General features: G+C 48.3%; 24 protein-coding genes. 11 read left to right on the forward strand and 13 right to left on the reverse strand.

Features of this window, described 5'->3' with window-relative positions:
• The first annotated feature begins 6 nt into the window (after positions 1 to 6).
• Positions 7 to 675 carry an ABC transporter ATP-binding protein gene (locus tag ACKPVM_RS01460; RefSeq protein ID WP_409306365.1) on the forward strand — a complete coding sequence of 223 codons (669 nt, stop codon included), beginning with the start codon at positions 7 to 9 and terminating at the stop codon, positions 673 to 675.
• A gap of 447 nt (positions 676 to 1,122) precedes the next feature.
• Here the strand turns inward: ACKPVM_RS01460 and ypfM are convergent, their stop codons facing one another.
• The gene (gene ypfM / locus ACKPVM_RS01465) at positions 1,123 to 1,188 is read right to left on the reverse strand and encodes a protein YpfM (protein ID WP_409306495.1); all 66 of its coding nucleotides are present in this window, start codon (positions 1,186 to 1,188) and stop codon (positions 1,123 to 1,125) included.
• Between the two features lie 234 nt (positions 1,189 to 1,422).
• On the opposite strand from ypfM, the gene ACKPVM_RS01470 reads away from it, so the two are divergent.
• The 4 genes from ACKPVM_RS01470 to ACKPVM_RS01485 are packed head-to-tail and all read left to right on the forward strand — an operon-like array spanning position 1,423 to position 3,794.
• Positions 1,423 to 1,800: an ArsC family reductase gene (locus ACKPVM_RS01470; protein ID WP_409306366.1), complete on the forward strand. Its 378-nt coding sequence runs from the start codon at positions 1,423 to 1,425 to the stop codon at positions 1,798 to 1,800.
• 1 nt (position 1,801) lies between these two features.
• Positions 1,802 to 2,929, forward strand: coding sequence for a succinyl-diaminopimelate desuccinylase (gene dapE, locus ACKPVM_RS01475; protein ID WP_409306367.1), 1,128 nt, complete (start codon positions 1,802 to 1,804; stop codon positions 2,927 to 2,929).
• Complete coding sequence (locus ACKPVM_RS01480; protein WP_409306368.1) at positions 2,926 to 3,603, forward strand: M15 family metallopeptidase; 678 nt, start codon at positions 2,926 to 2,928, stop codon at positions 3,601 to 3,603. The genes dapE and ACKPVM_RS01480 overlap by 4 nt, the downstream gene beginning before the upstream one ends.
• Positions 3,603 to 3,794 carry a YpfN family protein gene (locus ACKPVM_RS01485; RefSeq protein ID WP_409306496.1) on the forward strand — a complete coding sequence of 64 codons (192 nt, stop codon included), beginning with the start codon at positions 3,603 to 3,605 and terminating at the stop codon, positions 3,792 to 3,794. Before ACKPVM_RS01480 ends, ACKPVM_RS01485 begins: the two co-directional genes overlap by 1 nt.
• Before the next feature lie 7 nt (positions 3,795 to 3,801).
• On the opposite strand, the gene ACKPVM_RS01490 is transcribed toward ACKPVM_RS01485, so the two are convergent.
• Entirely contained in the window at positions 3,802 to 4,701 is a 900-nt protein-coding gene (locus tag ACKPVM_RS01490) for a LysR family transcriptional regulator (protein ID WP_409306369.1), read from the reverse strand.
• Between the two features lie 555 nt (positions 4,702 to 5,256).
• Between ACKPVM_RS01490 and ACKPVM_RS01495 the strand changes: the two genes are divergently transcribed.
• The 6 genes from ACKPVM_RS01495 (at position 5,257) to ACKPVM_RS01520 (ending at position 11,014) form a co-directional block, all read left to right on the forward strand.
• Complete coding sequence (locus ACKPVM_RS01495) at positions 5,257 to 6,579, forward strand: CitMHS family transporter (RefSeq protein WP_409306370.1); 1,323 nt, start codon at positions 5,257 to 5,259, stop codon at positions 6,577 to 6,579.
• Positions 6,580 to 6,643: 64 nt separating this feature from the next.
• Positions 6,644 to 7,984, forward strand: a complete 1,341-nt coding sequence (locus ACKPVM_RS01500) for an acyclic terpene utilization AtuA family protein (protein ID WP_409306371.1) — start codon at positions 6,644 to 6,646, stop codon at positions 7,982 to 7,984.
• Positions 7,984 to 8,283: an AtuA-related protein gene (locus tag ACKPVM_RS01505; protein ID WP_409306372.1), complete on the forward strand. Its 300-nt coding sequence runs from the start codon at positions 7,984 to 7,986 to the stop codon at positions 8,281 to 8,283. Before ACKPVM_RS01500 ends, ACKPVM_RS01505 begins: the two co-directional genes overlap by 1 nt.
• Before the next feature lie 237 nt (positions 8,284 to 8,520).
• Positions 8,521 to 9,177 (forward strand): acetate CoA-transferase subunit alpha, encoded by a 657-nt coding sequence (atoD, locus tag ACKPVM_RS01510; protein ID WP_409306373.1) that lies wholly within the window; start codon positions 8,521 to 8,523, stop codon positions 9,175 to 9,177.
• Positions 9,177 to 9,824, forward strand: coding sequence for a 3-oxoacid CoA-transferase subunit B (locus ACKPVM_RS01515; protein WP_409306374.1), 648 nt, complete (start codon positions 9,177 to 9,179; stop codon positions 9,822 to 9,824). The genes atoD and ACKPVM_RS01515 overlap by 1 nt, the downstream gene beginning before the upstream one ends.
• 11 nt (positions 9,825 to 9,835) lie before the next feature.
• Entirely contained in the window at positions 9,836 to 11,014 is a 1,179-nt protein-coding gene (locus ACKPVM_RS01520) for an acetyl-CoA C-acetyltransferase (RefSeq protein WP_409306375.1), read from the forward strand.
• Positions 11,015 to 11,133: 119 nt separating this feature from the next.
• Here the strand turns inward: ACKPVM_RS01520 and ACKPVM_RS01525 are convergent, their stop codons facing one another.
• From ACKPVM_RS01525 to ACKPVM_RS01575, 11 genes are all read right to left on the reverse strand, one after another.
• Positions 11,134 to 12,771 carry a methyl-accepting chemotaxis protein gene (locus ACKPVM_RS01525; protein WP_409306376.1) on the reverse strand — a complete coding sequence of 546 codons (1,638 nt, stop codon included), beginning with the start codon at positions 12,769 to 12,771 and terminating at the stop codon, positions 11,134 to 11,136.
• 787 nt (positions 12,772 to 13,558) lie between these two features.
• Positions 13,559 to 14,176: an esterase gene (gene ypfH / locus ACKPVM_RS01530; protein ID WP_409306377.1), complete on the reverse strand. Its 618-nt coding sequence runs from the start codon at positions 14,174 to 14,176 to the stop codon at positions 13,559 to 13,561.
• A 303-nt stretch (positions 14,177 to 14,479) separates the two neighbouring features.
• Positions 14,480 to 15,592, reverse strand: coding sequence for a Tli4 family immunity protein (locus ACKPVM_RS01535; RefSeq protein ID WP_409306378.1), 1,113 nt, complete (start codon positions 15,590 to 15,592; stop codon positions 14,480 to 14,482).
• Positions 15,589 to 15,837 (reverse strand): hypothetical protein, encoded by a 249-nt coding sequence (locus ACKPVM_RS01540; protein WP_409306379.1) that lies wholly within the window; start codon positions 15,835 to 15,837, stop codon positions 15,589 to 15,591. Before ACKPVM_RS01540 ends, ACKPVM_RS01535 begins: the two co-directional genes overlap by 4 nt.
• Positions 15,838 to 16,095: 258 nt before the next feature.
• A complete protein-coding gene (locus ACKPVM_RS01545) occupies positions 16,096 to 17,202 on the reverse strand; it encodes a Tli4 family immunity protein (RefSeq protein ID WP_409306380.1) in 1,107 nt (368 codons plus the stop codon).
• Positions 17,199 to 18,728, reverse strand: coding sequence for an alpha/beta hydrolase (locus ACKPVM_RS01550; RefSeq protein WP_409306381.1), 1,530 nt, complete (start codon positions 18,726 to 18,728; stop codon positions 17,199 to 17,201). Before ACKPVM_RS01550 ends, ACKPVM_RS01545 begins: the two co-directional genes overlap by 4 nt.
• Before the next feature lie 319 nt (positions 18,729 to 19,047).
• Positions 19,048 to 19,452, reverse strand: coding sequence for an NUDIX hydrolase (locus ACKPVM_RS01555; protein WP_409306382.1), 405 nt, complete (start codon positions 19,450 to 19,452; stop codon positions 19,048 to 19,050).
• A gap of 4 nt (positions 19,453 to 19,456) precedes the next feature.
• Positions 19,457 to 20,041, reverse strand: coding sequence for an LOG family protein (locus tag ACKPVM_RS01560; protein ID WP_409306383.1), 585 nt, complete (start codon positions 20,039 to 20,041; stop codon positions 19,457 to 19,459).
• Between the two features lie 377 nt (positions 20,042 to 20,418).
• Positions 20,419 to 22,086 carry a medium-chain fatty-acid--CoA ligase gene (fadK, locus tag ACKPVM_RS01565; RefSeq protein ID WP_409306384.1) on the reverse strand — a complete coding sequence of 556 codons (1,668 nt, stop codon included), beginning with the start codon at positions 22,084 to 22,086 and terminating at the stop codon, positions 20,419 to 20,421.
• 60 nt (positions 22,087 to 22,146) lie between these two features.
• Positions 22,147 to 22,440 carry a ferredoxin family protein gene (locus ACKPVM_RS01570; RefSeq protein ID WP_409306385.1) on the reverse strand — a complete coding sequence of 98 codons (294 nt, stop codon included), beginning with the start codon at positions 22,438 to 22,440 and terminating at the stop codon, positions 22,147 to 22,149.
• Positions 22,437 to 23,726 carry an FAD-dependent oxidoreductase gene (locus ACKPVM_RS01575; RefSeq protein WP_409306386.1) on the reverse strand — a complete coding sequence of 430 codons (1,290 nt, stop codon included), beginning with the start codon at positions 23,724 to 23,726 and terminating at the stop codon, positions 22,437 to 22,439. The genes ACKPVM_RS01570 and ACKPVM_RS01575 overlap by 4 nt, the downstream gene beginning before the upstream one ends.
• Positions 23,727 to 23,755: the final 29 nt, after the last annotated feature.

Here is a 23,755-nt window from a genome sequence, read left to right on the forward strand (position 1 = left end):
TGAACATTGTCTGATGCCACTCTACTTCTGAAGAACGTACATGTCTCTTATGGGCAAGGTTCTCATCTTCAACCGGTCCTTAACGGCTTTTCCATGTCCATAACAGCAGGCGAATTAGTCTGTCTGCTAGGTGCTTCTGGCTGTGGGAAAACCACGGTTTTACGCACCATTGCAGGTTTTGAACATTTGTCTCAAGGCAATATTTATGTTGGTGGCAACTGCGTCGCCAGTCCCGGCATTCATATTCCGCCAGAGAAAAGAAATGTAGGGATGGTTTTTCAAGATTATGCATTGTTCCCCCACCTTACCGCTGCACAAAATATCGCCTTTGGACTCAGAAAACAGCCAAAAGACATTCAGAATGCGCGCGTTAATGCGATGTTGAACCTGATTGAGCTCAGTCAACTGGCCCAACGCTATCCCCATGAATTATCAGGAGGTCAGCAGCAACGTATTGCCTTAGCCAGAGCTATGGCACCAGAACCGGCCGTATTGCTGCTGGATGAACCGTTGTCCAGCCTCGATCCCGATAGTCGTAAACGTCTGGGACAGGAAGTTCGCGATATTCTGCATGCTGCGGGTCAGACAGCGTTACTGGTTACCCATAGTGAACAAGAAGCGGAAATGATGGCCAACCACATTGTTTACCTCAAAAACGGTCATCTTCAGGGATAAAAATGCCGAAGGCACTTTTCAAATGGCAAAGCAGCAAGTGCAGGCGGTAAATCGGCAGGACTGGGGAGAGGTAAAAATTTCCCCATTTTAAAAATTGAGGAAATAAACGTTTATAACTGTTGCTAAAAAAAGAAAAAATGAGAGAAAGATAATAATCAATTCATTTTAAAGGAAAATATAATACCCTCTTTTATTTACTCAGGTTTCCTCATTTATACCCTAAATAATTCAAGTTTCAGGACAAAAACGGCAAAGCGTTTTTGAACAGCGTTTGCGCTGAGCACAAAGGGGCAAGGTTTATGGATGAACAGCGTAACGAGCGCAGTCAACGCACAGGCAACGTGAGGTATGACGGATATAGCGCAAAAATAAGGCAGCATTGATATTATCAACACTGCCTTTTTTATTGATGATTTTATTCCTGGTTTGCAATGGCAGGCACAACATTTAGTTATTATTACGTAACATTGCTTCAATAAAATCTTTCCAATGACTCACTTCTACTTCGATCATGCGAACCTCTTGGTTATTAACGGCGACGTATTATACGCACATTTTTTAATCAAGCGAAATACTTCCTAAAGTATAAAAAGCGTACAATCTCTCATTCCTGCTTTTCAGTTCACTGTAGATCTCATCGTTTTTTTTCGGCATGCTGGATTATGACGATATCAGGCTCACCTCTCCGCGCTGCGCCATTCAACGATCATCATGTAACATGATAATATAGAAAGGATTTTAAGCACTATGACAATCACTATGTATGGTATCAAAAACTGTGACACCATAAAGAAGGCTCGTCGCTGGCTGGAAGAACAGCACATTGATTACCATTTTCATGATTATCGTGTTGATGGACTCGATGAACAGAATTTACAACATTTTATTAACTTAGTTGGCTGGCAACCCCTGCTTAATACGCGTGGAACGACATGGCGTAAACTGGATGAGGACCTGCGTAACCTCATCGGCAGTCACGGCGATCGAAGCGAAATGGTAGCCAAAGCCCTGATGCTTGAACAGCCCGCCGTCATCAAACGCCCTCTGTTAGTTGCAGAGAATGGAAAAACGCTGCTTGGCTTCAGTGCCGAAAGCTATCAGGAATTTCTTGCGGAGAATAAATAACGTGTCTTGTCCGGTTATCGAACTTGCTCAACAACTGATTAAACGCCCTTCCCTTAGCCCGAATGATGAAGGATGCCAGGCTCTCCTGATTGAACATCTACAAGCTATCGGGTTCACGATAGAACCCATGAACTTCGGTGATACACAGAATTTTTGGGCTTGGCGTGGAACAGGAAAAACCCTCGCGTTTGCCGGACACACAGATGTTGTACCCAGCGGTGATGAAAGCCGTTGGCAACACCCCCCTTTCGAACCCACTATTCGCGACGGTATGCTATATGGTCGCGGTGCTGCTGACATGAAAGGATCACTGGCTGCCATGGTCATTGCAGCCGAAAGGTTTGTTGCAACGAATCCTGATCATCAGGGTCGTCTGGCTTTTCTGATTACATCCGATGAAGAAGCCAGTGCTATCAACGGCACCGTCAAAGTCGTTGATGCATTAATGGCGAGGAATGAGAGACTCGACTATTGTCTGGTTGGCGAACCGTCCAGCACGCATGTCGTCGGTGATGTGGTCAAAAATGGTCGCCGTGGCTCTATCACCGCCAATTTGCTTGTTCATGGCATACAAGGTCATGTTGCTTACCCTCATCTGGCAGATAACCCGGTACACCGTGCAATGGCCGCCTTAAATGAACTGGTCACCACCGAATGGGATCAGGGAAATGAATTCTTCCCACCAACCAGTATGCAAATTGCCAATATTCATGCGGGTACCGGTAGCAACAATGTCATTCCAGGGGAGCTATCGGTACAGTTCAATTTCCGCTTCAGCACGGAGTTGACCGATGTCATGATCAAACAACGTGTAGAAGAGCTCTTTACACGTCATCAGCTTAATTACACGATCGACTGGAACCTTTCCGGGCAGCCATTTCTCACGGCTCGTGGTGATTTGGTTGATGCGGTGGTGAATGCCATCACCCATTACAGTGACGTGACACCAGAGTTACTGACCAACGGTGGTACATCTGATGGCCGTTTTATCGCCCGCATGGGCGCTCAGGTGGTAGAACTTGGCCCGGTTAACGCCACCATTCATAAAGTCGATGAGTGCGTCAGCGCCGCAGACTTGCAACTGTTAAGCCGGATGTATCAACGCGTGATGGAGCAATTGCTCGCATGATAACGCATGCCATGTTAACGGGTAAAAACGATAGCCACTTGGCCACGCTCAATGGTCATCACCGCTTACAGCCTGAAGCTATCCTTGCATTTCAGGCGATGCAGCAGACTGCCGCCCAAAACGGATTCAATCTGCAACCGGCCAGCACCTTTCGTGATTTCGAACGCCAGCGTCTCATCTGGAATGGCAAATTCAGAGGTGAACGACCGGTCATCGGGAACGATGGGAAGGCACTCAACGTACTGACACTACACGATGGTCAACGGTGTGAAGCAATTCTGCGTTGGTCCGCCATGCCCGGGGCCAGCCGTCACCACTGGGGCAGCGATCTGGATATTTACGATCCCGACTTATTACCAGAGGGGCAAAAACTCCAGCTGGAACCCTGGGAATATGAAACCGACGGTTACTTTGCGCCACTTAATATGTGGTTAAGCAAACATATGCACGAGTACGGGTTTTATCGTCCATACGTTCACGACCTCGGCGGAGTCGCAGCAGAACCGTGGCATATCAGCTACTATCCATTGGCACGGCATGCGGAAAAACAACTGACAGCCGACATTATCCGGGCCGCCTGGCATGGCGAAGATGTCGCAGGCTCCGACTGGCTATGCGAACATCTGCCGCAACTGTTCACCCGTTTTATCAAAAATGTTGATGGAGCTGAATGATGGCATGGCTAGCTGATTACTGGTGGATAATCCTGATTATCCTGATAGGGATGTTCATCAACGGCATTAAAGAACTACGCAACATTGACCATAAGAAATTTTTGCTCAATAAACCCAAGCTTCCTCCTCATCGCGATAATAACGCCCAATGGGATGAAGAGGAGGATGATTGGCCGCAGAAAAAACCCTGAGGCTGAATCAAGGTACCGGAATAAAGCTTTCTGCCCGCTCCTGAAGAAAATCATAAAATTCTTTAGCGCAGACAGAAAGCTGCCGTTCTTTGTCCGTCACCAGATAAATCCCACGCTTAAGCGACAGATCACGAAACGGAATAATGGCAATATCTTTGTGTTGAAACTGGAACAGCGTTAACCCGGTAACAATGCTGACGCCATAATTTGCCGCCACTAACCCCATCATCGTTGTTAACTGCCGCACCTCAAGCACGTAGTTAAAACCATGTGGTTCCATGAGCTGATCAGTATATTGCCGAATACTGGTTCCCTGACAAAATCCAACAAAAGGATATGCCACCACCTCCCCCACATCCACCGACTCACGTTGAGCAAGAGGATGCCGGTTATGGCAAATCAGATAGAAATTATCCGCAAACAGCATCTTAGAGCTGAATGTGCCTGGCGACGGTTGTCCTGCGGTTAATGCCAGATCGGCCTGCCCATCCAACACGGCTTTTAAACAGCGATCCCACTGAGTATCCAGCAGCTCAACCTTAATTTTAGGGTAAGCATGATGATACTGAGCCAGTACTTGAGGCAGCCATTCCACCGCCATAGAGGGTAATACCGCCAATACAATTTTTCCCTTGTAACCGGTGGCATAGGATTTGATTTCACCGACGGCGTCATCATGGGTTTGAATCAGCCGACGAGCGATGTCAATAAAATGAATGCCATCTGCGTTCAGTTGAACCTTACGGGTATCTCGATCGAATAATCGGTATCCAACCTCTTCTTCCAACCCGGCAATCAATGCGCTGAATGCGGGTTGTGACAGATTTATTTTCTGTGCCGCACGGGTGAAATTATCAGTTTCCGTTAACGCGATAAATGCCCGTAATTGTTTTATGGATAAATTCATGACGTCCCTGAGGTATAAATAAAAAAGGAGTGTTAGATAAAAAAAGGCCAAACTCAATAAAAAACAATCGGTGTATTTTATTTTTATGATCCACGCCGCAATTATTCATTCTTTATTTCAAGCATGAATCCATTGTTCAAATTTCCATTTTTAACCAGCATCACACACTCTAAAAATCACCAAAGTAAAAACCTCTCACAACAAGCATAAAAAACAAAAGGTTAAACACTTATAAATAAAACAAAATAGATTATAGAATTAACAAATAAAATAAATTCATCGATTTTATAGATAACACCATTTCTATTACGAGTTAGTATAGCGCAGTTTACGATGATAAAAATAGCGTCGACAAGAAATCAAACGACTCTGGGTTGTGCATTCATTTTATGTTTGTTATTTATTCGATGAAATTTTATTGAGTTGTTTAATTTATTGTAAATGAAACATATTCGCAACATATAATAAATGAACCTCAAATAATTCGAGTTATGAAACAAAACCCCATGTTTTGAGCAGAAACTTGAGTATGACAGGTAAAGAAAGGAGCTTTTTATGCTAGCCCTCATCGGGGTGCTCACCATAGCCACCCTGCTATTTTTCATCATGACAAAACGAATGTCGCCGCTCGTGGCATTGATTGTTATCCCTGTCATTGGCGCACTTGCCGCCGGAAGTGGCACAGATACGGCAAAATATATCGTTGATGGTATTACCAAGCTCGCGCCAATGGCTGCCATGTTTGTGTTCGCTATTGCCTTCTTTGGCGTCGTAACGGATGCGGGCATGTTTGATCCCATTATCAAAGGGATTTTGCGCATGGTTGGCACCAACCCGGTCAAAATCATCATTGGTACTGGCGTCCTGGCATTGATTGCCCATCTGGATGGTAACGGCGCCGTCACATTCCTGATCACGATTCCAGCCATGCTGCCGCTGTTTAATAAGCTTGGCATGGATAAACGCATTCTGGTCGGTATTACCGCACTGAGCGCTGGCGTTAACTTTCTGCCCTGGACAGGCCCAATGATCCGTGCAGCGGCAGCGCTGAATACGACCACGCATGACCTTTTTATTCCTCTGATTCCGGCACAAGTGTGTGGCCTGACCTTTATGGTCCTAATGGGCTATTACTGGGGTAAAAAAGAAGAAAAACGTCTGGGTCTGGCGGCAGGTAACCCATTATCCAGCGGAGAACATGACGTTAGTACCGAACAACACGTCAAAGAATTGACCGATGCTGAAAAAGCATTACGTCGTCCACGTATGTTCTGGGTAAACATTGCGCTGGTCATTGCTGTTATCGGCACGATGGTATTTACCAAGATATCACCGACCGTTGCCTTCATGATCGCGCTGACGCTGGCGCTGATGTTCAACTATCCAAATGTTGAAATGCAGAAAGAACGTATCAATGCACACGCCAAAGCCGCATTGATGATGGCCAGTATTCTGTTCGCTGCTGGCGCGTTTACCGGCATCATGAGTGGCACTGGTATGCTGAAAGCCATGTCGCTGTCGGCAGTCAGTTTCGTACCAGAATCCTTCGCATCCCACATCCCATTCATCGTCGGCCTGATCTCCATGCCGCTGAGCCTGGTCTTTGACCCGGACTCTTACTACTTCGGCATCATGCCTGTTATCGCACATACCGTGGATATGCTGGGTGTTCCTCCCATTCAGGTTGCTCAAGCTTCGGTACTGGGACAAATGACCACGGGCTTCCCGGTCAGTCCGCTAACGCCAGCGACATTCCTGTTGGTCAGCCTTGCTGGCGTTGACCTCGCCGATCACCAGAAATTCTCGATTCCTGTGCTCTGGGCCGCAAGCGTCATCATGACGTTCGCCTGCGTAATCTTCGGGGTCTTCCCCCTCTAGGAAAGCAGCACGATTTCCCACGGATTACGACAAAAGACACGCTTAATTAACAAAAGGGTTTTTTATGAAGACTATTCGTATTGGTTCCGGTGCTGGCTATGCTGGCGATCGTATCGAACCGGCAGTAGAACTGGCACAGAAAGGGGATATTCAATATCTGGTTTTTGAATGTCTGGCAGAACGTACTATCGCTATCGGTCAAAAGCAGAAGCAACAAAACCCAGAAAAAGGTTACAACGAACTATTGGCGGACAGAATGCATGCCGTGCTGCCGCTTTGCCTTGAAAAAGGGATTAAAATCATCACCAACATGGGATCGGCCAATCCTGTGGCAGCCGGCCAGCGTGTACTGGAAATTGCGAAAGAACTGGGTGCAACCAAGCTGAAAATCGCCGTAGTGACCGGGGATGATGTACATACCACGCTGATTAATCAGGATGCGAATCTGGATGAAATTGGCAAGCCCATCTCTTCCTGTGGCAAAGATATTATCTCGGCCAATGCTTACCTGGGTGCCGATGCGCTGGTAGAAGCGCTGCGTCAAGGGGCTGATATCATTATCGCGGGTCGTGTATCAGACCCTTCCCTGTTCCTATCGGCGATGATGTACGAATTCGGCTGGGCGGCAGATGATTGGAACCATTTAGGTAAAGGTACCTGTATCGGTCATTTATTGGAATGCGCCGGCCAAATCACGGGTGGCTACTATGCCGATCCCGGTTTCAAAGACATCCCCAATCTTGAACGTTTGGGTTTCCCGATTGCCGAAATTACCGAAGACGGCAACGCCGTTATCACCAAGGTCGCAGGTTCCGGTGGATGCGTTTGTGTCGACACCTGTAAAGAACAATTACTGTACGAAATTCACCGTCCAGACAGCTATATCACGCCTGATGTCATCGCCGATTTCAGCCATGTCACCTTCACGCAAGACGGTGAAAACCGAGTTCGTGTGCAAGGCGCAACCGGGCGCGCGAAAACCGATACGTTAAAAGTGTCGGTCGGCTATCAGGATGGTTTCATTGGCGAGGGGGAAATTTCTTATGCCGGCCCCGGTGCTGTTGCTCGTGGACGTCTGGCATTGGATATCGTCAAAGGACGTTTTGCCCTATGCCAGTTTGCACCACAGGAAATCCGTTATGACCTGATCGGCGTTGATTCTCTGCACGGCGTCCAGCGTTCAGAAAACAGCCAGCCTTACGAAGTACGTGCCCGCGTTGCGGCTCGCTGTACCTCCCGTGCTCAGGCGGTCAAAATCGGTAATGAAGTTGAAACACTTTATACCAATGGTCCTGCCGGCGGTGGTGGTGTAAACAAATCCGTTAAAGAAATTCTGGCGATGGACTCCACCCTGCTATCTCGCGCTTGTGTCACGCCTGCCGTTGATTATCTGGAGATTAAATAATGAAACTGCGTGAAATTGCTCATTCCCGTACTGGGGATAAAGGAAATACATCCAATATCTCACTCATTGCTTTCCGTGCGGAAGATTACGCAATATTGAAAGAGAAAATAACGACCGAAAAAGTCAAAGCCTGGTTTACCGATATCGTGACAGGTGAGGTTGTCCGTTATGAATTACCTGAAATCGGCGCTCTGAATTTTGTCATGTATGGTGCGTTGGGCGGTGGTGTAACGCGTTCACTGGCGCTAGATATGCATGGTAAAGGGTTGAGCTCTGCAATATTAGACATGGATATCTAACCGGATTGTTGGGAATAATAATGTGGGGGGAATTCACCCCCACCCATTATCCCTAAATAAATAATATTCGCCGTCAATATCCGAATTCAAAGTAATTCAACTTACAGGGATTACGTTATTCTTTTGAATAATGCAATCAGTTCCCCTGTCATTTGAAATAGGACGAATACATTTCATCTCAGATAGTTTTTCAATCTGAGATGGATATTGGTGGCCATTTTTCAGAGTAATAATGTCATGAATAGCAAAATCATTGATGCCAGCCATTTTCGCTCATATTTATTTGACGGAATGACAATTATGTTCGGTGGTTTTATGGGCGTCGGAACCCCGAAATTATTGGTAGATGAAATAATCAAATCCGGCGTCTCTGATTTAACGATTATTGGTAATGATACCGGGTTTGTCGATACCGGCGTTGGCCCCTTAATAGCCAATGGTCAGGTAAAAAAAGTGATAGCTTCACATATTGGCACTAATGCGGAAACCGGTCGCCGGATGATCGCAGGCGAAATGGATGTGGAGCTCGTTCCACAAGGTACCTTGGCAGAGCGTATTCGCAGCGGCGGCGCAGGTCTGGGTGGATTTTTAACCCCAACCGGCGTAGGCACAATCGTTGAAGATAATAAACAAAAAATAACGATTAACGACATCACTTATTTATTAGAACTACCGCTAAAAGCGGATTTAGCAATATTACAAGCCAGTATTGCCGACGCCAGTGGAAATCTGATTTATAACCTGACCGCTCGTAATTTTAATCCTCTTATTGCACTGGCAGCCAAAAAAGTCGTTGCGCAATGTGATCAGGTAATTCCCGTAGGACAATTAGCACCGGAATGTATTGTCACTCCTGCCGCACTGGTTGATCACCTTTATTTGGGAGAAAAATAATGGACGCTAAAGAATTAATTGCCCGGCGTGTGGCGTTAGAACTTCAAAACGGCGATGTGGTTAATCTCGGTATTGGTTTGCCAACTAAAGTCGCAAATTATGTTCCGGAAAACGTTCAGGTCACGTTTCAATCTGAAAATGGCTTTTTGGGATTAGGTGCCGTTACTGAGCCAGACACCAATCTGGTCAATGCAGGTGGTCAACCCTGTGGCATGGTTCCTGGTGCAGCCATGTTCGATAGTGCGTTTTCCTTTGCCTTGATTCGCGGTGGTCACGTTGATATTTGCGTGCTCGGTGGCCTACAGGTTGATGAACACGGCAGCCTGGCCAACTGGATGGTGCCGGGGAAAATGGTACCAGGAATGGGTGGGGCAATGGATCTGGTAGTTGGCGCGAAAAAAGTCATTATCGCGCTGGAGCACTGTGCAAAAAATGGTGATGCCAAATTATTACACCAGTGCACTTACCCGCTCACCGCTGTTAATAAAGTCAGTATGGTCGTCACCGAACTGGCGGTATTCCATTTTATTCAGCAACAAATGGTGCTGAGTGAAATAAGCCCAGATATCACCATTGACGAATTACGCCAGAAAACCGAAGCAAACTTTATTGTTTCCCCTGATTTACAACCAATGAAAATAAATTAATAGAGGCGACCATGAACGACTCCGTTGTTATTGTTAATGCAAAAAGAACTGCTATTGGTAAGTTCGGGGGCAGTCTGGCGAATACGTCTGCCATTGACATGGCTTCTGCCACCATTAAAGACTGTCTATCATCGCTGCCGGAAAATCTGGCAATTGATGAAGTTATTCTGGGTAATGTGTTACAAGCCGGTTTAGGGCAAAATCCTGCACATCAGGCGACGATTGCATCTGGCCTTGCCATTGAAACGCCGTCGTTTACCGTCAGCAAAGTATGCGGTTCCGGCTTAAAAGCCGTAGCGCTGGGCGCTCAGTCGATTTTGTCAGGTGACAATCAGGTTTGTATCACTGGTGGCATGGAAAATATGAGTGCAGCGCCTTACCTGCTGGAAAAAGCACGCCATGGCTATCGAATGGGGCATGGTAAACTGATCGACATGATGATTCAGGATGGTTTGTGGTGCGCTTTTAACGATTATCACATGGGAACAACGGCAGAAAATATCGCAGAGCGCTACCAACTCACTCGCGAGGAGCAAGATCAGGTTGCTTTGGCATCGCAGCAAAAAGCCATTGCCGCGATTGAGAACGGTCGTTTCAACGCTGAAATCACCCCCATTTCCCTGCGCGTTAAAAAAGAAACCCGGATTTTCGCTCAGGACGAATTCCCACGTGCAGATACGACGCTGGCATCACTAGCAGCGCTACGTCCCGCATTTTCAGCTAACGGCACCGTTACCGCAGGCAATGCGTCAGGCATCAACGATGCCGCCGCAACGCTGGTCTTAATGAGAGAATCAGAGGCCAAAAAACAAGGTATTAAGCCATTAGCACGAATTCGTAGCTGGGCATCTGCTGGCGTACCAAGTGAAGTCATGGGGTTAGGGCCGATCCCTGCGACACAGAAAGCCTTACTCAAAGCGGGTTTAACCATTAACGATATCGATCTGATCGAAGCAAATGAAGCCTTTGCCGCTCAATACCTAGCGGTACAGCGTGATTTGCAACTCGATCCTCAAAAAGTCAACGTCAATGGCGGCGCAATCGCGTTAGGCCACCCCATTGGAGCCAGCGGTGCACGTATTTTAGTGACGCTGATCCACGCGTTGCATAGCTATGATAAAACTCTGGGTCTGGCAACACTGTGCATTGGTGGTGGGCAAGGTATCGCGATGGTGGTTGAACGCGTCTAACCCACAGCATACGTGCCACTTAATCGCGCGTATCTCTCACCATTCCCCGCCAGCACAGGCGGGGAATGATCAAGCATAATCAAAATGCTACGTTTAAAACGTTTTCCAATTCGTACCGGCTACCCGGCATGCGCAGAGCGATGAATAATGGGCAATGACGGGAGCGGTTGTCGCTCTTCAACACTCTGCTCCTGAACCGCAGCCTGATTAATTTTGAACACAGCAACTGCATCACGCAAAAATCCCGCCTGTTCTTCCAAAGCCGCTGATGCAGAAGCAGACTCTTCCACCAGCGCGGCGTTTTGCTGCGTGACACGATCCATTTCTGTCACGGCCTGTCCGACCTGATCAATCCCTCGACTTTGCTCATCAGAAGCAGACGCAATTTCGCCCATAATATCCGTCACCCGGCTCACCGCACCGACAATTTCTTTCATCGTATCGCCCGCTTCTTTCGCCTGTGAAGATCCCATACTCACACGGCTAGCGGAGTCATCAATCAATGATTTGATTTCTTTAGCTGCCTGGGCACTACGTTGAGCCAATGTACGCACTTCCCCTGCCACAACTGCAAAACCACGCCCTTGCTCTCCAGCACGAGCGGCTTCAACCGCGGCATTCAGAGCCAAAATGTTGGTTTGAAAAGCAATGCTATCGATCACACTGGTGATATGAGCAATTTTTTGGGAGCTGTCAGAAATATCACTCATGGTTCTGACAACATTATCGACAACAACGCCGCCTTTTCCTGCCGTCTCCGAGGCACTTTTTGCCAGTTGAGCCGCTTGTCGGGCATTGTCAGTATTCAACCGCACCGTCGAAGTCAGTTGCTCCATACTCGCAGCCGTTTCCTGCAATGATGCAGCCTGCTGTTCAGTACGTGAGGATAAATCATTGCTACCCGCCGAAATCTCACTGGCTCCCGAATAGATAGCATGCGAACTGTCGCGAACCAGCCCCACCGTATTGATCAATGACTGTTGCATATGGCGTAACCCAGCCGCCAATTGACTCATTTCATTACGTCCATCGGCATTAATATGCAGCGTTAAATCCCCCTCGGCGATAGCACTAATATGCCGCATTAATGCATGTAATGGTTGTAACAAAATACGCTGCAATCCGATCCAGCTTAGAATAATCGCCAACACAACCACCACCGTAGTGGCCCCCAATAGCCATAAAATAGTTGCAAATGCGCGATTATTTTCCTGTAATCCCTCATCGGAAAGTTGGTTTTGTGCCGCTCGCCACGCAATATAGGCATCCTGCATCGCAACATTAAATGGCGTAGCGCCATTATGTAATTTCATTGCCGACCCCGCCAATCCACTGGAAAGGGCATCAATAATATCATTCAGCAGTTTGTGATAAGCGGTGTAGCTATCCTCAAGCTTTTTAGAGAGGCTTTCATCCATTCCTGGCGGATTAGGAATGGATAGATATTGTTTATAACTATTTTCTGATGCGCTCAATTGTGATTGTGCTTGCTGCAACAGCGCTTGCATTGCCTCCTTATCCGCATTTCCCATCATCATGTTTTGCACGATAGAACCAATGGCGATACGCGTCTGATTCATCATGATCCATGCATCAGTAAATGCAGCGACATTCTGGTTAGAGCGTTGTGAAACAAGAAACCCTTCTTTATCGTTAATCAGCGCCCGGACCGATAGTGCACCCGTAAAAAACTGGGATATCCCTAATATAAACAGAACAATAATAAGGATGGTAATCACTTTAATACGTTTAAACATGTCACACCCTCTTTTTCCATAAGGACAATATAAACCCTGAATAATTCGAGTTGCATGCAAGCGGAGACACAGCACATCCCCAAGCACTTATACCTGTCAATAATCAGGTAAGCGGCTCTTTGAGGGACGGTCATAAGCTGGCCTAATAACAAAACCAACGCACAGGCAACTTGAAGTATGACGGGGATATTTATATCGAAAAAAAGAAGATAAATATTTATCCTCCGACACAAATCAAAGAATTACCGTATATATATCCTAAATAATTCAAGTTGCATGAAGGCGGAAAGTGAGGGAATCCCGATGAGCTTACTTGAGTAAGTGATTCAGGTGACAAATCTGCCGGGAGCAGATTTGAACGCTGCTTGCCGCGGCCCCAACAGGGCGAGGCTCATGGATGAGCCGAATAACTAACGTAGCCAACGCACAAGCAGCTTGAAGTATGACGGATATATCACAACTAACACACATACAACTTAAAATATGACAGGTATAAAAATGGGATTAAGCATGGATTAAATAGCATGAAATATGGATGAAATAAGTAAAAAAATACCGTTATAGTTAATCTTTGAAAAATAGCGGCAGATAACAATCTATGTACCCTGAATAATTCAAGTTTCAGGACAAAAACAGCGAAGCATGTTTGAACTGCGCTTGCGATGCCCCGAAGGCGTGAAGCTATCTGGCTAAATAACGCGACAAGCGAAAGACAAATTGTCCGGAAAAAATTTAACGGAACGTCTCCGGAGAGAGACAAGATGCCTCTCTCCTCATCCAGATAAGCTTACTTCAGGTGTGCCAATGCATGATTCAGCATTCGCTGGTCGATACCATGTCCAACACCAGGAATGATATCTAATGTAAATTGCGTCCCTAGCATTTCAAAACGTTGTGCAGCAACACGCGCGTGTTCAGGAACAATCACCACATCAGACTCACCATGGATCAAATGAACGACCGTATCGCTGAATATCTGATCGGGTAATACCGCAAAGCGCCCGCTAAAGGCGACAATATGCCCAGCGAGTCGAGACGTCGACTTTAGCGCTTCCAGCGACATAATACTGCCCTGAGAAAAACCAATGAGCGTGGTTTGAGCAAAATCTACTCCACTTTTTTGTTGCCAAAACCTTACCGTCTCAACAAAACGAGGGATAATCGCCTCAACTCGTGCAAGTCGATTTTCTTCTGTCACATGTTGTACCGAAAACCACTGGCGCCCTTCGCCAAATCCCGTACTGAATGGCCCGCTAATACTCACAACCAGCGCATCAGGAAAAGCCGTCGCAAAGTAATGACCAATGGGTGCCATCCCGACAGCCGTATCCCCTACGCCATGAAACAGTAAAAACAACCGCTGTGGCGCTATAGGTTCTTGTACAACAACATATTCCTGACTCATTCTCTTTTCCCCAGCAAAAACTGCTCGATCAATGATAGTTGAGATTAACTATACGCGTCCCTTTACAAGGTGAAATCGGGATTTATTGAATGAGATGTTCCATTTTTTGCAATGGCGGGGGGCAGATAAACTACAGGCGGAGGCGTCATCTTGTCCTTCTGTTATCTAGCAGTCCCAAGCATCCAGCTCAAGATTCTGGCTTAAAAATACGCCATAAGACGGCTTTTTTGTGTCTGAGCAGGAAATGATGCACAGCGATAAAGGGCCTCAAGCAGACCCTTTATATCTGTGAAAACATGTCACTCAGAATGCAGTGTGCCTGACACGAAAAGAGCGGGTGATACGATCCCATATTGCGACCAGTTCAGCATCGCTGTAAGCCGGTGGGGGCAGAGCATAATTATTTAATGTCAGATCAAGATTAGGATGTCGAAAATCCGCAATTTTTTCATTAGCTACAGCGGTAAATAGTAACTGTGCTGATGCGTTGTTGGGCGATTTTTCTGACGGGGCAGTGTTAAGCCATTCGCTGGCATCAAAACCAGCTATCTGTGTTTTGCCTTTGCGTAATGTCCGCGCATTGATACCCGTCAGATAAGACTGAATCTCATGGCTCCGCTCCAGCATACTTGTACTTTCTTTTAAGGAATTATTACTCCAGATCACAAAAGAAAAGACCGGATCATGCCGATAGACAAAGGTAATATCCTCTTTCGGCTTCCCACTCCCGTCGCGGATAAACCCTTCTGAAATACAGGTTCCCGGCTGTGTCGGGATCTCATCATCTTTTCGCCCCCTCAGACGGGACATGACATCCTGTAACTCCGCCAGCTTCTGAGGCTTGTCATTCGCCATCCATTCAGGTCTTCCTGCCTCTTTACGTAACCAAAACGCACGTTCTTTGGCAAAGTTTGGATCTGAGTAATCAGTAATCTCCTGGGAGAGAATAAACGCTACCCCGTCTACGTACAGATGTCCTTCCAGAACGCGCCCAAAACCAGGCACACTCCCATTTTTATTGCGGTCAAATATCACCGCATTTTCACTGACCCGGTACACCTGTTTGAGAAAAGGCTGATCCACTTTTCTCACTGTGTGTTCATTCTGTAATTCCTGCTCACGCAGTTGGATACGCTGCTCAAACGCCGGACGATAAAGCCGCTTGCTGCTGATATTGATTTCATTAATCTGAGCACGATCCGTCAGCGTATTTTCAAAAGAGGCCGGAACCTCAAATACATAGCGCCCCACGCACTGGGCTTTAGTGGTGGCAAATAGGGTATCGACCATACGTTTTTCCTTGTCCGTTAACGCCGATGGCGTATGCACAAACGTCACATAGTTATGAATATAAAATCCTGCCGCCAGTAGCACCATCGCCAGCGGAATAAGCCAGGGAAGAAGGACTTTTTTCATGGCGTCGGCACCTGTTGCACGATTTTTACTACCGAGCGCACCGTGAACACCATCGCGTCCGACAGGTCACTGTAAACCGAACGAGAACGGTCTACGGGGTCCACGGCATAGGCTCTCAGCAGCGCCGCCGAATCAACATTGGACTGTGACCAGTTATAACCAGCAAGGGGAATGATGTCGTTGTGGAAGCGTCCATCCTCATCCCAGAGGGGACGATGGTAAGAACAGTTTTTGTTGTCGTCCATGCGTTAACCCACTGTTATTTTTAGCTATAAATGACACAGGATCCATCACCCGTCGTCTGCAAGAAATTTATATTAATATGGACAAAATAGACGGAGTCACTATCTTGTCCCTCTGTCACCTACCAGCGCCAAGCGTTCCAGCTCAAGGCTCAGGCTTAAAAATACGCCACAAGACGGCTTTTTTGTGTCTGAGCAGGAAATGATGCACAGCGACAAAGGGCCTCAAGCAGACCCTTTGTATCTGTGAAAACATGTCACTCAGAATGCAGTGTGCCTGACACGAAAAGAGCGGGTGATACGATCCCATATTGCGACCAGTTCAGCATCGCTGTAAGCCGGTGGGGGCAGAGCATAATTATTTAATGTCAGATCAAGATTAGGATGTCGAAAATCCGCAATTTTTTCATTAGCTACAGCGGTAAATAGTAACTGTGCTGATGCGTTGTTGGGCGATTTTTCTGACGGGGCAGTGTTAAGCCATTCGCTGGCATCAAAACCAGCTATCTGTGTTTTGCCTTTGCGTAATGTCCGCGCATTGATACCCGTCAGATAAGACTGAATCTCATGGCTCCGCTCCAGCATACTTGTACTTTCTTTTAAGGAATTATTACTCCAGATCACAAAAGAAAAGACCGGATCATGCCGATAGACAAAGGTAATATCCTCTTTCGGCTTCCCACTCCCGTCGCGGATAAACCCTTCTGAAATACAGGTTCCCGGCTGTGTCGGGATCTCATCATCTTTTCGCCCCCTCAGACGGGACATGACATCCTGTAACTCCGCCAGCTTCTGAGGCTTGGTGTTAAGAGACCCAACTCTAACGCCGGCTTTGATAAAACTTTCTTTATCTTTTTGATACTTAGGATCAGATAAATCGATAATATCTTGGCTGAGGATAAACGCTACTCCGTCAACGTATAGGTGCCCTTCCAAAGTGCGGCCATATCCGCCCTCACTCCCATTTCTATTACGGTCAAATATCACTGCATTTTCACTGACCCGGTACACCTGTTTGAGAAAAGGCTGATCCACTTTTCTCACTGTGTGTTCATTCTGTAATTCCTGCTCACGCAGTTGGATACGCTGCTCAAACGCCGGACGATAAAGCCGCTTGCTGCTGATATTGATTTCATTAATCTGAGCACGATCCGTCAGCGTATTTTCAAAAGAGGCCGGAACCTCAAATACATAGCGCCCCACGCACTGGGCTTTAGTGGTGGCAAATAGGGTATCGACCATACGTTTTTCCTTGTCCGTTAACGCCGATGGCGTATGCACAAACGTCACATAGTTATGAATATAAAATCCTGCCGCCAGCAGCACCATCGCCAGCGGAATAAGCCAGGGAAGAAGGACTTTTTTCATGGTGTCGGCACCTGTTGCACGATTTTCACCACCGAGCGCACCGTGAACACCATCGCGTCCGACAGGTCACTGTAAACCGAACGGGAGCGGTCTACGGGGTCCACGGCATAGGCCCCTTCATGATCAACATCGGTCGCTAGTACCCCACGAATTCGTGAAGAAGAGGTCCGGATGGCCGTCACTGGCACCGTGCCGTCGCCGGGACTCCCTGCGGAAATCAGCTCATGGGTTCTTAACGGATTGAGCTCAATAGTCTTTCCGGCATCCTTCACGGCCAGTTGTGCCGCCTTCACACGCGAAGAGATGGTCTGCGCTTTCCATGTCAAAAATGCATCAGACGGATTATCCGCACTCGCACCGTAAAACAGCCAGGTCTGCGGATGGTATTTTCCGTTTAATTCTTCAATGAACTCTTTAACTGGCTTCTTTATTCGGTAAACAAAAGCTTCCCACTCACTGTTCGTATCCCCCAGCAGCAAATCCTGTTCACACAACCGCCACCAAGCCGTTTTGTTCAGGTAAATCTCCTCATACGGATCGTTCTTCGGCAAGGACTGGCAAGAACTGCTCTCCTCGACCTTCAGCCAGCCCAGACCATAAGCCCTGCCCGGCAGAAGTTGTAACGGACCAGGGGACTGTGCCAGCACTGGCATCAGCTTTTCCGCATTATTCCCGATAATCATTCCGGTAACGCCCCGCTCACCGGTTTTCATCCGCCGGTACGCCGCTGGCGAGCCCAGATCCGGCATTACGCCATGCACAACTCCCAGAATATTTTCCTGCCCGTTCATGTTCTCCGAGTAGTGACGGGCAACCAGTCCCCCCATCGAGTGGGTGATCAGGATGACTTTATTGACCGCCAGACGACCGTGATAATCTCTCAGCACCTTGCGGATATACGTTCCCAGCAGCGTCGCCGAGTCCACATTAGACTGCAGCCAGTTATAACCAAAAACGTGCAGCGGGTATAAAAAACGGTGGCCATGTGCCGTTTCTGTTTCCGTCAGTACCTGTTCCACCGGCTCGTCGCCTAGCCTGATGCCAGTAAAACGCTGTCTCGCTGTCTGCAGTTTTTCCTCTCTGAAGTAGTTATCTATCAGGATATCATCGTCGTTGAGCAGGTACTGCAACCGGTCAAGCGCCTCCCCGTAGCTCTTGTAAAATGCGCATCCCCATCCCCGCTCTCGCCGCGAGGGGAATTTTTTTCCGTCCGCACCCTCGTTAAAAATAGCCCCTCGGTCATCAACCATCGTGGTCTTCGGATCAAGCAGAAGCTTCCTTTTCTCTGGGCTGGCAAGCGGCCATTTTTTTAGCGACGAAACGCTGAATTGCCAGACCTCATCGTCCTTATTTTTCAGGTTTGATCCCATCACCCCGGGAATAAAAATCACCGGGATCACCTTTTCTGGCGGTTTGAGGCAGACCGCCACATAATTCTTTTCTTTTGCCTGAGGAATAATGTCGTAGTGGAATCGCCCATCTTCATCCCAGATGGGACGATGGTAAGAATAGTTTTCGTCGTCCATGCGTTAACCTACTGTTATTTTTAATGATAAAGACACAGGTTCCATTACCTGTCGTCTACGAGAGGTTTATATTAATATGACCAAGCAGCACGTTAAATAATGAACATACATGCGCTTAATTCATAATGTCCAAGCGAATGATATGCCAAAATCATGGGCATACAGAAAGAATATGCCCATAAACTCACTATACCCGTCATACTTCAAATTGCTTGTGCGTTGGCTGCGTTCACTCACCCGAATCACTTACTCAGGTAAGCTCATCGGGATTCCCTCACTGGCCGCCTTCATGCAACTCGAATTATTTTGGGTATATGTTTCAGAATGTCGCCGCCAACGGAAGCAGTTGTTCCTGTGACAAAGGTGCAAGTGGCACGGTAAAAGGCGAACGCGGATCAACCCATACCACCTCGGCAATCTCTGCCGCCGGATTAACCGATGCAACGCCAACCACTCGATAAACCTCAGCGACAACCGTACATCCAGGTTCATTCACCGCATGGTTGGAAAACTGCCCCAGATAAGTCAAATCATCGGCGCTAACGGTGATCAATAATTCTTCTTGTAGTTCCCGAATCAATGCGGCTTCCGGCGTTTCGTTAGGTTCCATTTTGCCACCCGGCTGCATAAACGCAGTCGTGCCACGTTTGCGCACCAACAAGCACGCTCCTGTAGTATCAAGGATCACTGCTGCCGCGATACGGATTTCGGAAGATATCGACATGTGCTTACCTCGCCACCGTCCGTGTACCCGACGTCCACTTATGAGGCGGCGGCGTATAACTTGCGAAACTACTGAGAATATCGTCGATATTATCGCTAAACTGCAACATATCCGAATAAGGCTGCTTCATAAAACCTTGCGTCACCATCGTCTGTGACATTGCACGAAGCGGATCAAAATATCCATTGATATTCAGGAAGGCACACGGTTTATCGTGGATGCCTAATTGTGCCCACGTCCATTGCTCAAAAATTTCTTCAAGCGTTCCCGGCCCACCCGGCATAGCAATAAACCCAGAGGCAATCTCTGCCATTTTCGCTTTTCGCTCATGCATGTTCTCCACCACATGCAATGTCGTCAGCCCCGGATGGGAAATTTCCTGCTCCACCAACAAACGGGGCATCACACCAATGACGTTTCCGCCATGCGCAAGCGCTTCATCCGCCACCGCCCCCATCAAGCCAACTCGTCCACCACCGTAAACGATGGCAATGCCAGACTGTGCCAGCACACGCCCAGTCGCACGGGCTGCCTCAATATAGGCTGCATCGCTACCCGCGCTTGAACCACAAAATATTCCTACAATCATTTTATATTCAATATGTTAAATTAAAAAAGAGTGTAACTATAGTAGCAAATCAGGCCGCAAGCCTAAAGTGCCATACGCTCTATCGCACTTTTCGCTTAACTGATATCTGCACGACGAAAATTTTGCACGACCGCTTACGCTGGAAAAATTAATACCGTTAACACGATAGTTGCAATGCCGACAACACTGAGGCTGTGAAACAAGGGAATGAGAAGGCTATCGGGGGAAATTTTAGTGTAGGAGGCTATACGGGAACCTTTCCAGAAAAACAAAGTCAGGTTAGCACTCATGGTAAAGGCAGTTTTAAAAGTTTAGAGGGTTTTTTAGTGAATACCGCTCTAAACGTTCTCACTGCCATTTTCGCTCAGCAACTAATATCAGGCAGGAAACGATAAAGACTGAGTTTGCTGCTGTTCATCCAGCCCGAGGCGTTGCAGAATGTCTTGTCGCAGCAGGTATTTCTTGATTTTCCCGGATGCGGTGCGCGGCAAACTCTCGACGATCACCAGATGCTCGGGGTACTTGTACTTTGCCACACGTTTACGGCTGAAAAAGGCAATAATGTCTTCAAGCGTCAGCGTGTGGTAGGGGACGTTAAGCACCACATAAGCGCATGAGCGTTCACCCAACCGTTCATCGGGCATGGCAACCACTCCCGCATCGCGGATACGCGGGTGTTGCATCAGAATATCCTCAACCTCACGGCTGCTGATATTCTCTCCGCCGCGCACGATGATATCTTTCTTGCGTCCGGTGATTTTGATGTAGCCGTCGGCATCCATGCGGCACAGGTCACCGCTGTAATACCAGCCATTTTCATCCAGTGCGCGCGCTGTCAATTCCGGTTCATCCAGATACCCCATAAAAACATTCGGGCCGCGCGACGCTTCTTCACCCTCTTCACCACACGTAACGATGTTGCGTGCTTTATCGACCACTTTGATTTCAACGCCCGGCGCGGCCTGTCCATCAGTGTTCACGATGCGGGATGTGGGATCATCCAGTTTCACTACGGCATGCGGTGAGCTTTCCGTTGAACCGTACACGCTGAGCAGTTTGATGCCCATCTGCATACAATCACGGGTGATCTTCTTGGGGATCGTGGTACCACCGCACAGGAAAAAACGCAGCGATGACAAATCGTAAGGTTTCTGCTGTACGCAGCACAGCAAATCGTAGACAAACGGCGTCGCGCCCAGTACACAGGTACAACGCTGCTGCTGTAACAGCTCAAGACAGTCTGCCGGATTGAAAATGTCCAGCAATACGCTACAAGCACCGATGATAAAGGGGGCGGTGACGCCGTGTAAAAAGCCGGTGGCATGACCCAACGGCGCGGGCATCAAAATGGCATCCAGCCAGGTCAGGTTCAGGCGTGCGCAGTAGGCGCGTTCGCTGGCGAGAATATTGTTGTGTGTCAGCATTACCCCTTTGGGTACCCCTTCCGTGCCGGAGGTAAAAAGCACGGCCGCTAACGCATCGCCATGCACGCGGATCGGCGTCTCCAGCGGTGCAAAATTATGCAATAGTTGACTGAGTGCCTGAGTACTGGGATTAGCGGGCGCCAGCTTATCCACGGCCACTATTTGTCGCAGGTAAGGCAACCGATCGCGCAACGAGATCGCTCTGTCGATGGGCTGGGTATTCTTGAACAAGGTAGGGGCGAACAGCACTTTTGCCTGGCATTTATTGAGGATCCATACCAGCTCGGTTTCACGGTAGGCCGGGAGTAGCGGTACGGACACCGCGCCCACCTTCAGACAGGCCAGATAGATAATCGTAAACTCGCACCATCCAGGGAGCTGAAAAGCGACGCGATCGCCGGGTTCAATCCCACAGGAGAGCAAAAAGCTTGCAACACTGCTTGCTGCGCGGTCTAGCGCGGCATAGCTGTAAGACGTCCCCTGATTGTCAATCACGGCAACCTTGTCCGGCATAGCGCTTTGTGTTTGATGCCAATAGTCAGCGAGTGAAGCGTCTCCCCAGAATCCTTGCTGACGGTATAACGCCCGACGTTCAGCGTTAAATGCTATTGAAACGGTCATGTGTTTTATCTCAGGATTTAACGACCACCCGTGTGGCCGTCTATCACTTATGCGGAGGGATCAACCAAAACGGAATTCAATACCGAACGTCCCCCGCGGGTATTCCCATTGTTCCAGGATAGTTTCACCGCACAGTACCCGGCAGGTACCGCACTCTAGACAGCCAGCAGAGTCGAAATGGATATTCCCTGCTTCATCCTGCTTGTAGAGCCCTGCCGGACAGGCCTTGAGTAATTTACGAAACTCAGCCATATCAGGGTTGTCGGCCAGAATGATATGTGGATGACCTTCATCCACATGGAACTTGTTGACGCCCAGTTTGACGTCCACATTGACGCTGTTGTCGTGACTCATAGCGCTGTCGCTCCCTTGATGCCGTCTTTCAGCAGGTTTATCAGTCCAACCTGTTTGGCACGCTTCATGATTTTTGATCGCACTGGCACGTTAGGGCCGCCATCAATAATGAACAGATCGCTCATGATATCGGCCACCATGCGTGGGTACTGGGTGAACATGCGTGGGTTTTCCATCATGGCGGGCACTTTGCGATAATGGTGCATATCGCGTAGCACGAAGCTCTTTTCCAACGTGCGTTTGTACTCCATCAGGCTGCTGGAGGAGAAGTCCTGACGCTGCTTTGCGGCAATCGCGGCGTCGGCGGCGGCCTGTGCAGAGGCAATCGCCAAGTCCATGCCGCGCACGGTGTAGCCCAGATTGAGGCACAGACCGGCAGCATCGCCGACGATCATCACGCCGTCATCCACCAGACTGGGCACCATATCCAGCCCACCTTCCGGCACCATGTGTGCCGAGTACTCCAGCAACTCTCCCCCTTGAATCAAGGGGCGGATCGTCGGGTGTTGTTTAAAATCTTCCAGCATCTGCGGCACACTTTTACTGGCGTGGGCGATATCGCCCAAACCGCAAACCAGACCCAGTGAAATTGAGTCTTTATTGGTGTAGAGAAAACCACCGCCCATCAACCCGTTGGAAGGCGAACCGGCAAACAGCCAGGCCGCACCTTCTCCCGGTGCCAGGTTAAACCTGTCTTCGATTTGCGATGCGGGTAGGGCAATCAGCTCCTTCACACCGACCGCATAGTGATGCGGTGATGGAGGCGGGACCATACCGACGGAACGGCCCAGCAGCGAGTTCACGCCATCAGCCAAGATCACCACGTTCGCTTCCAGCGCATCGTCTCCTGCCTGCACGCCAGTGACTCGGTTGCCTTCGCGCAACAAGGCATCGACGCGTACGCCAGGAATAAACTGCACACCAGCTTCTTCAGCTTTCTCCATCAGCCAAGGATCGAATCGGTTGCGCAGCACGGTGTAAGAGGCTTTGGCTGGAATATCCGGTTGTTCGCTGTGATAATCCATCGTGACGGCGCTTTCATCGGTGAGAAAGGAAATTTTTTCTCGCGTGACTTTGCGTTCAACCGGAGCCTGTTGTGCAAACCCAGGCATAATGCTTTCCAGACTGTGGGCGTAAAGGCGTCCACCGGTCATATTTTTACTGCCCGCGCTGTTACCGCGTTCGATGACTAATACATCAAGACCGGCTTGTGCCATGACATAACCGGCGACGCAGCCCGCAACTCCAGCACCGACGACGATGGCATCAAATTTTTCTTCCGACATGGTTCCTGCTCCCTATCCCACCACATTAT

The sequence above is a fragment of the Pectobacterium hainanensis genome, assembly GCF_046237015.1.
Classification (GTDB): domain Bacteria; phylum Pseudomonadota; class Gammaproteobacteria; order Enterobacterales; family Enterobacteriaceae; genus JBJYIN01.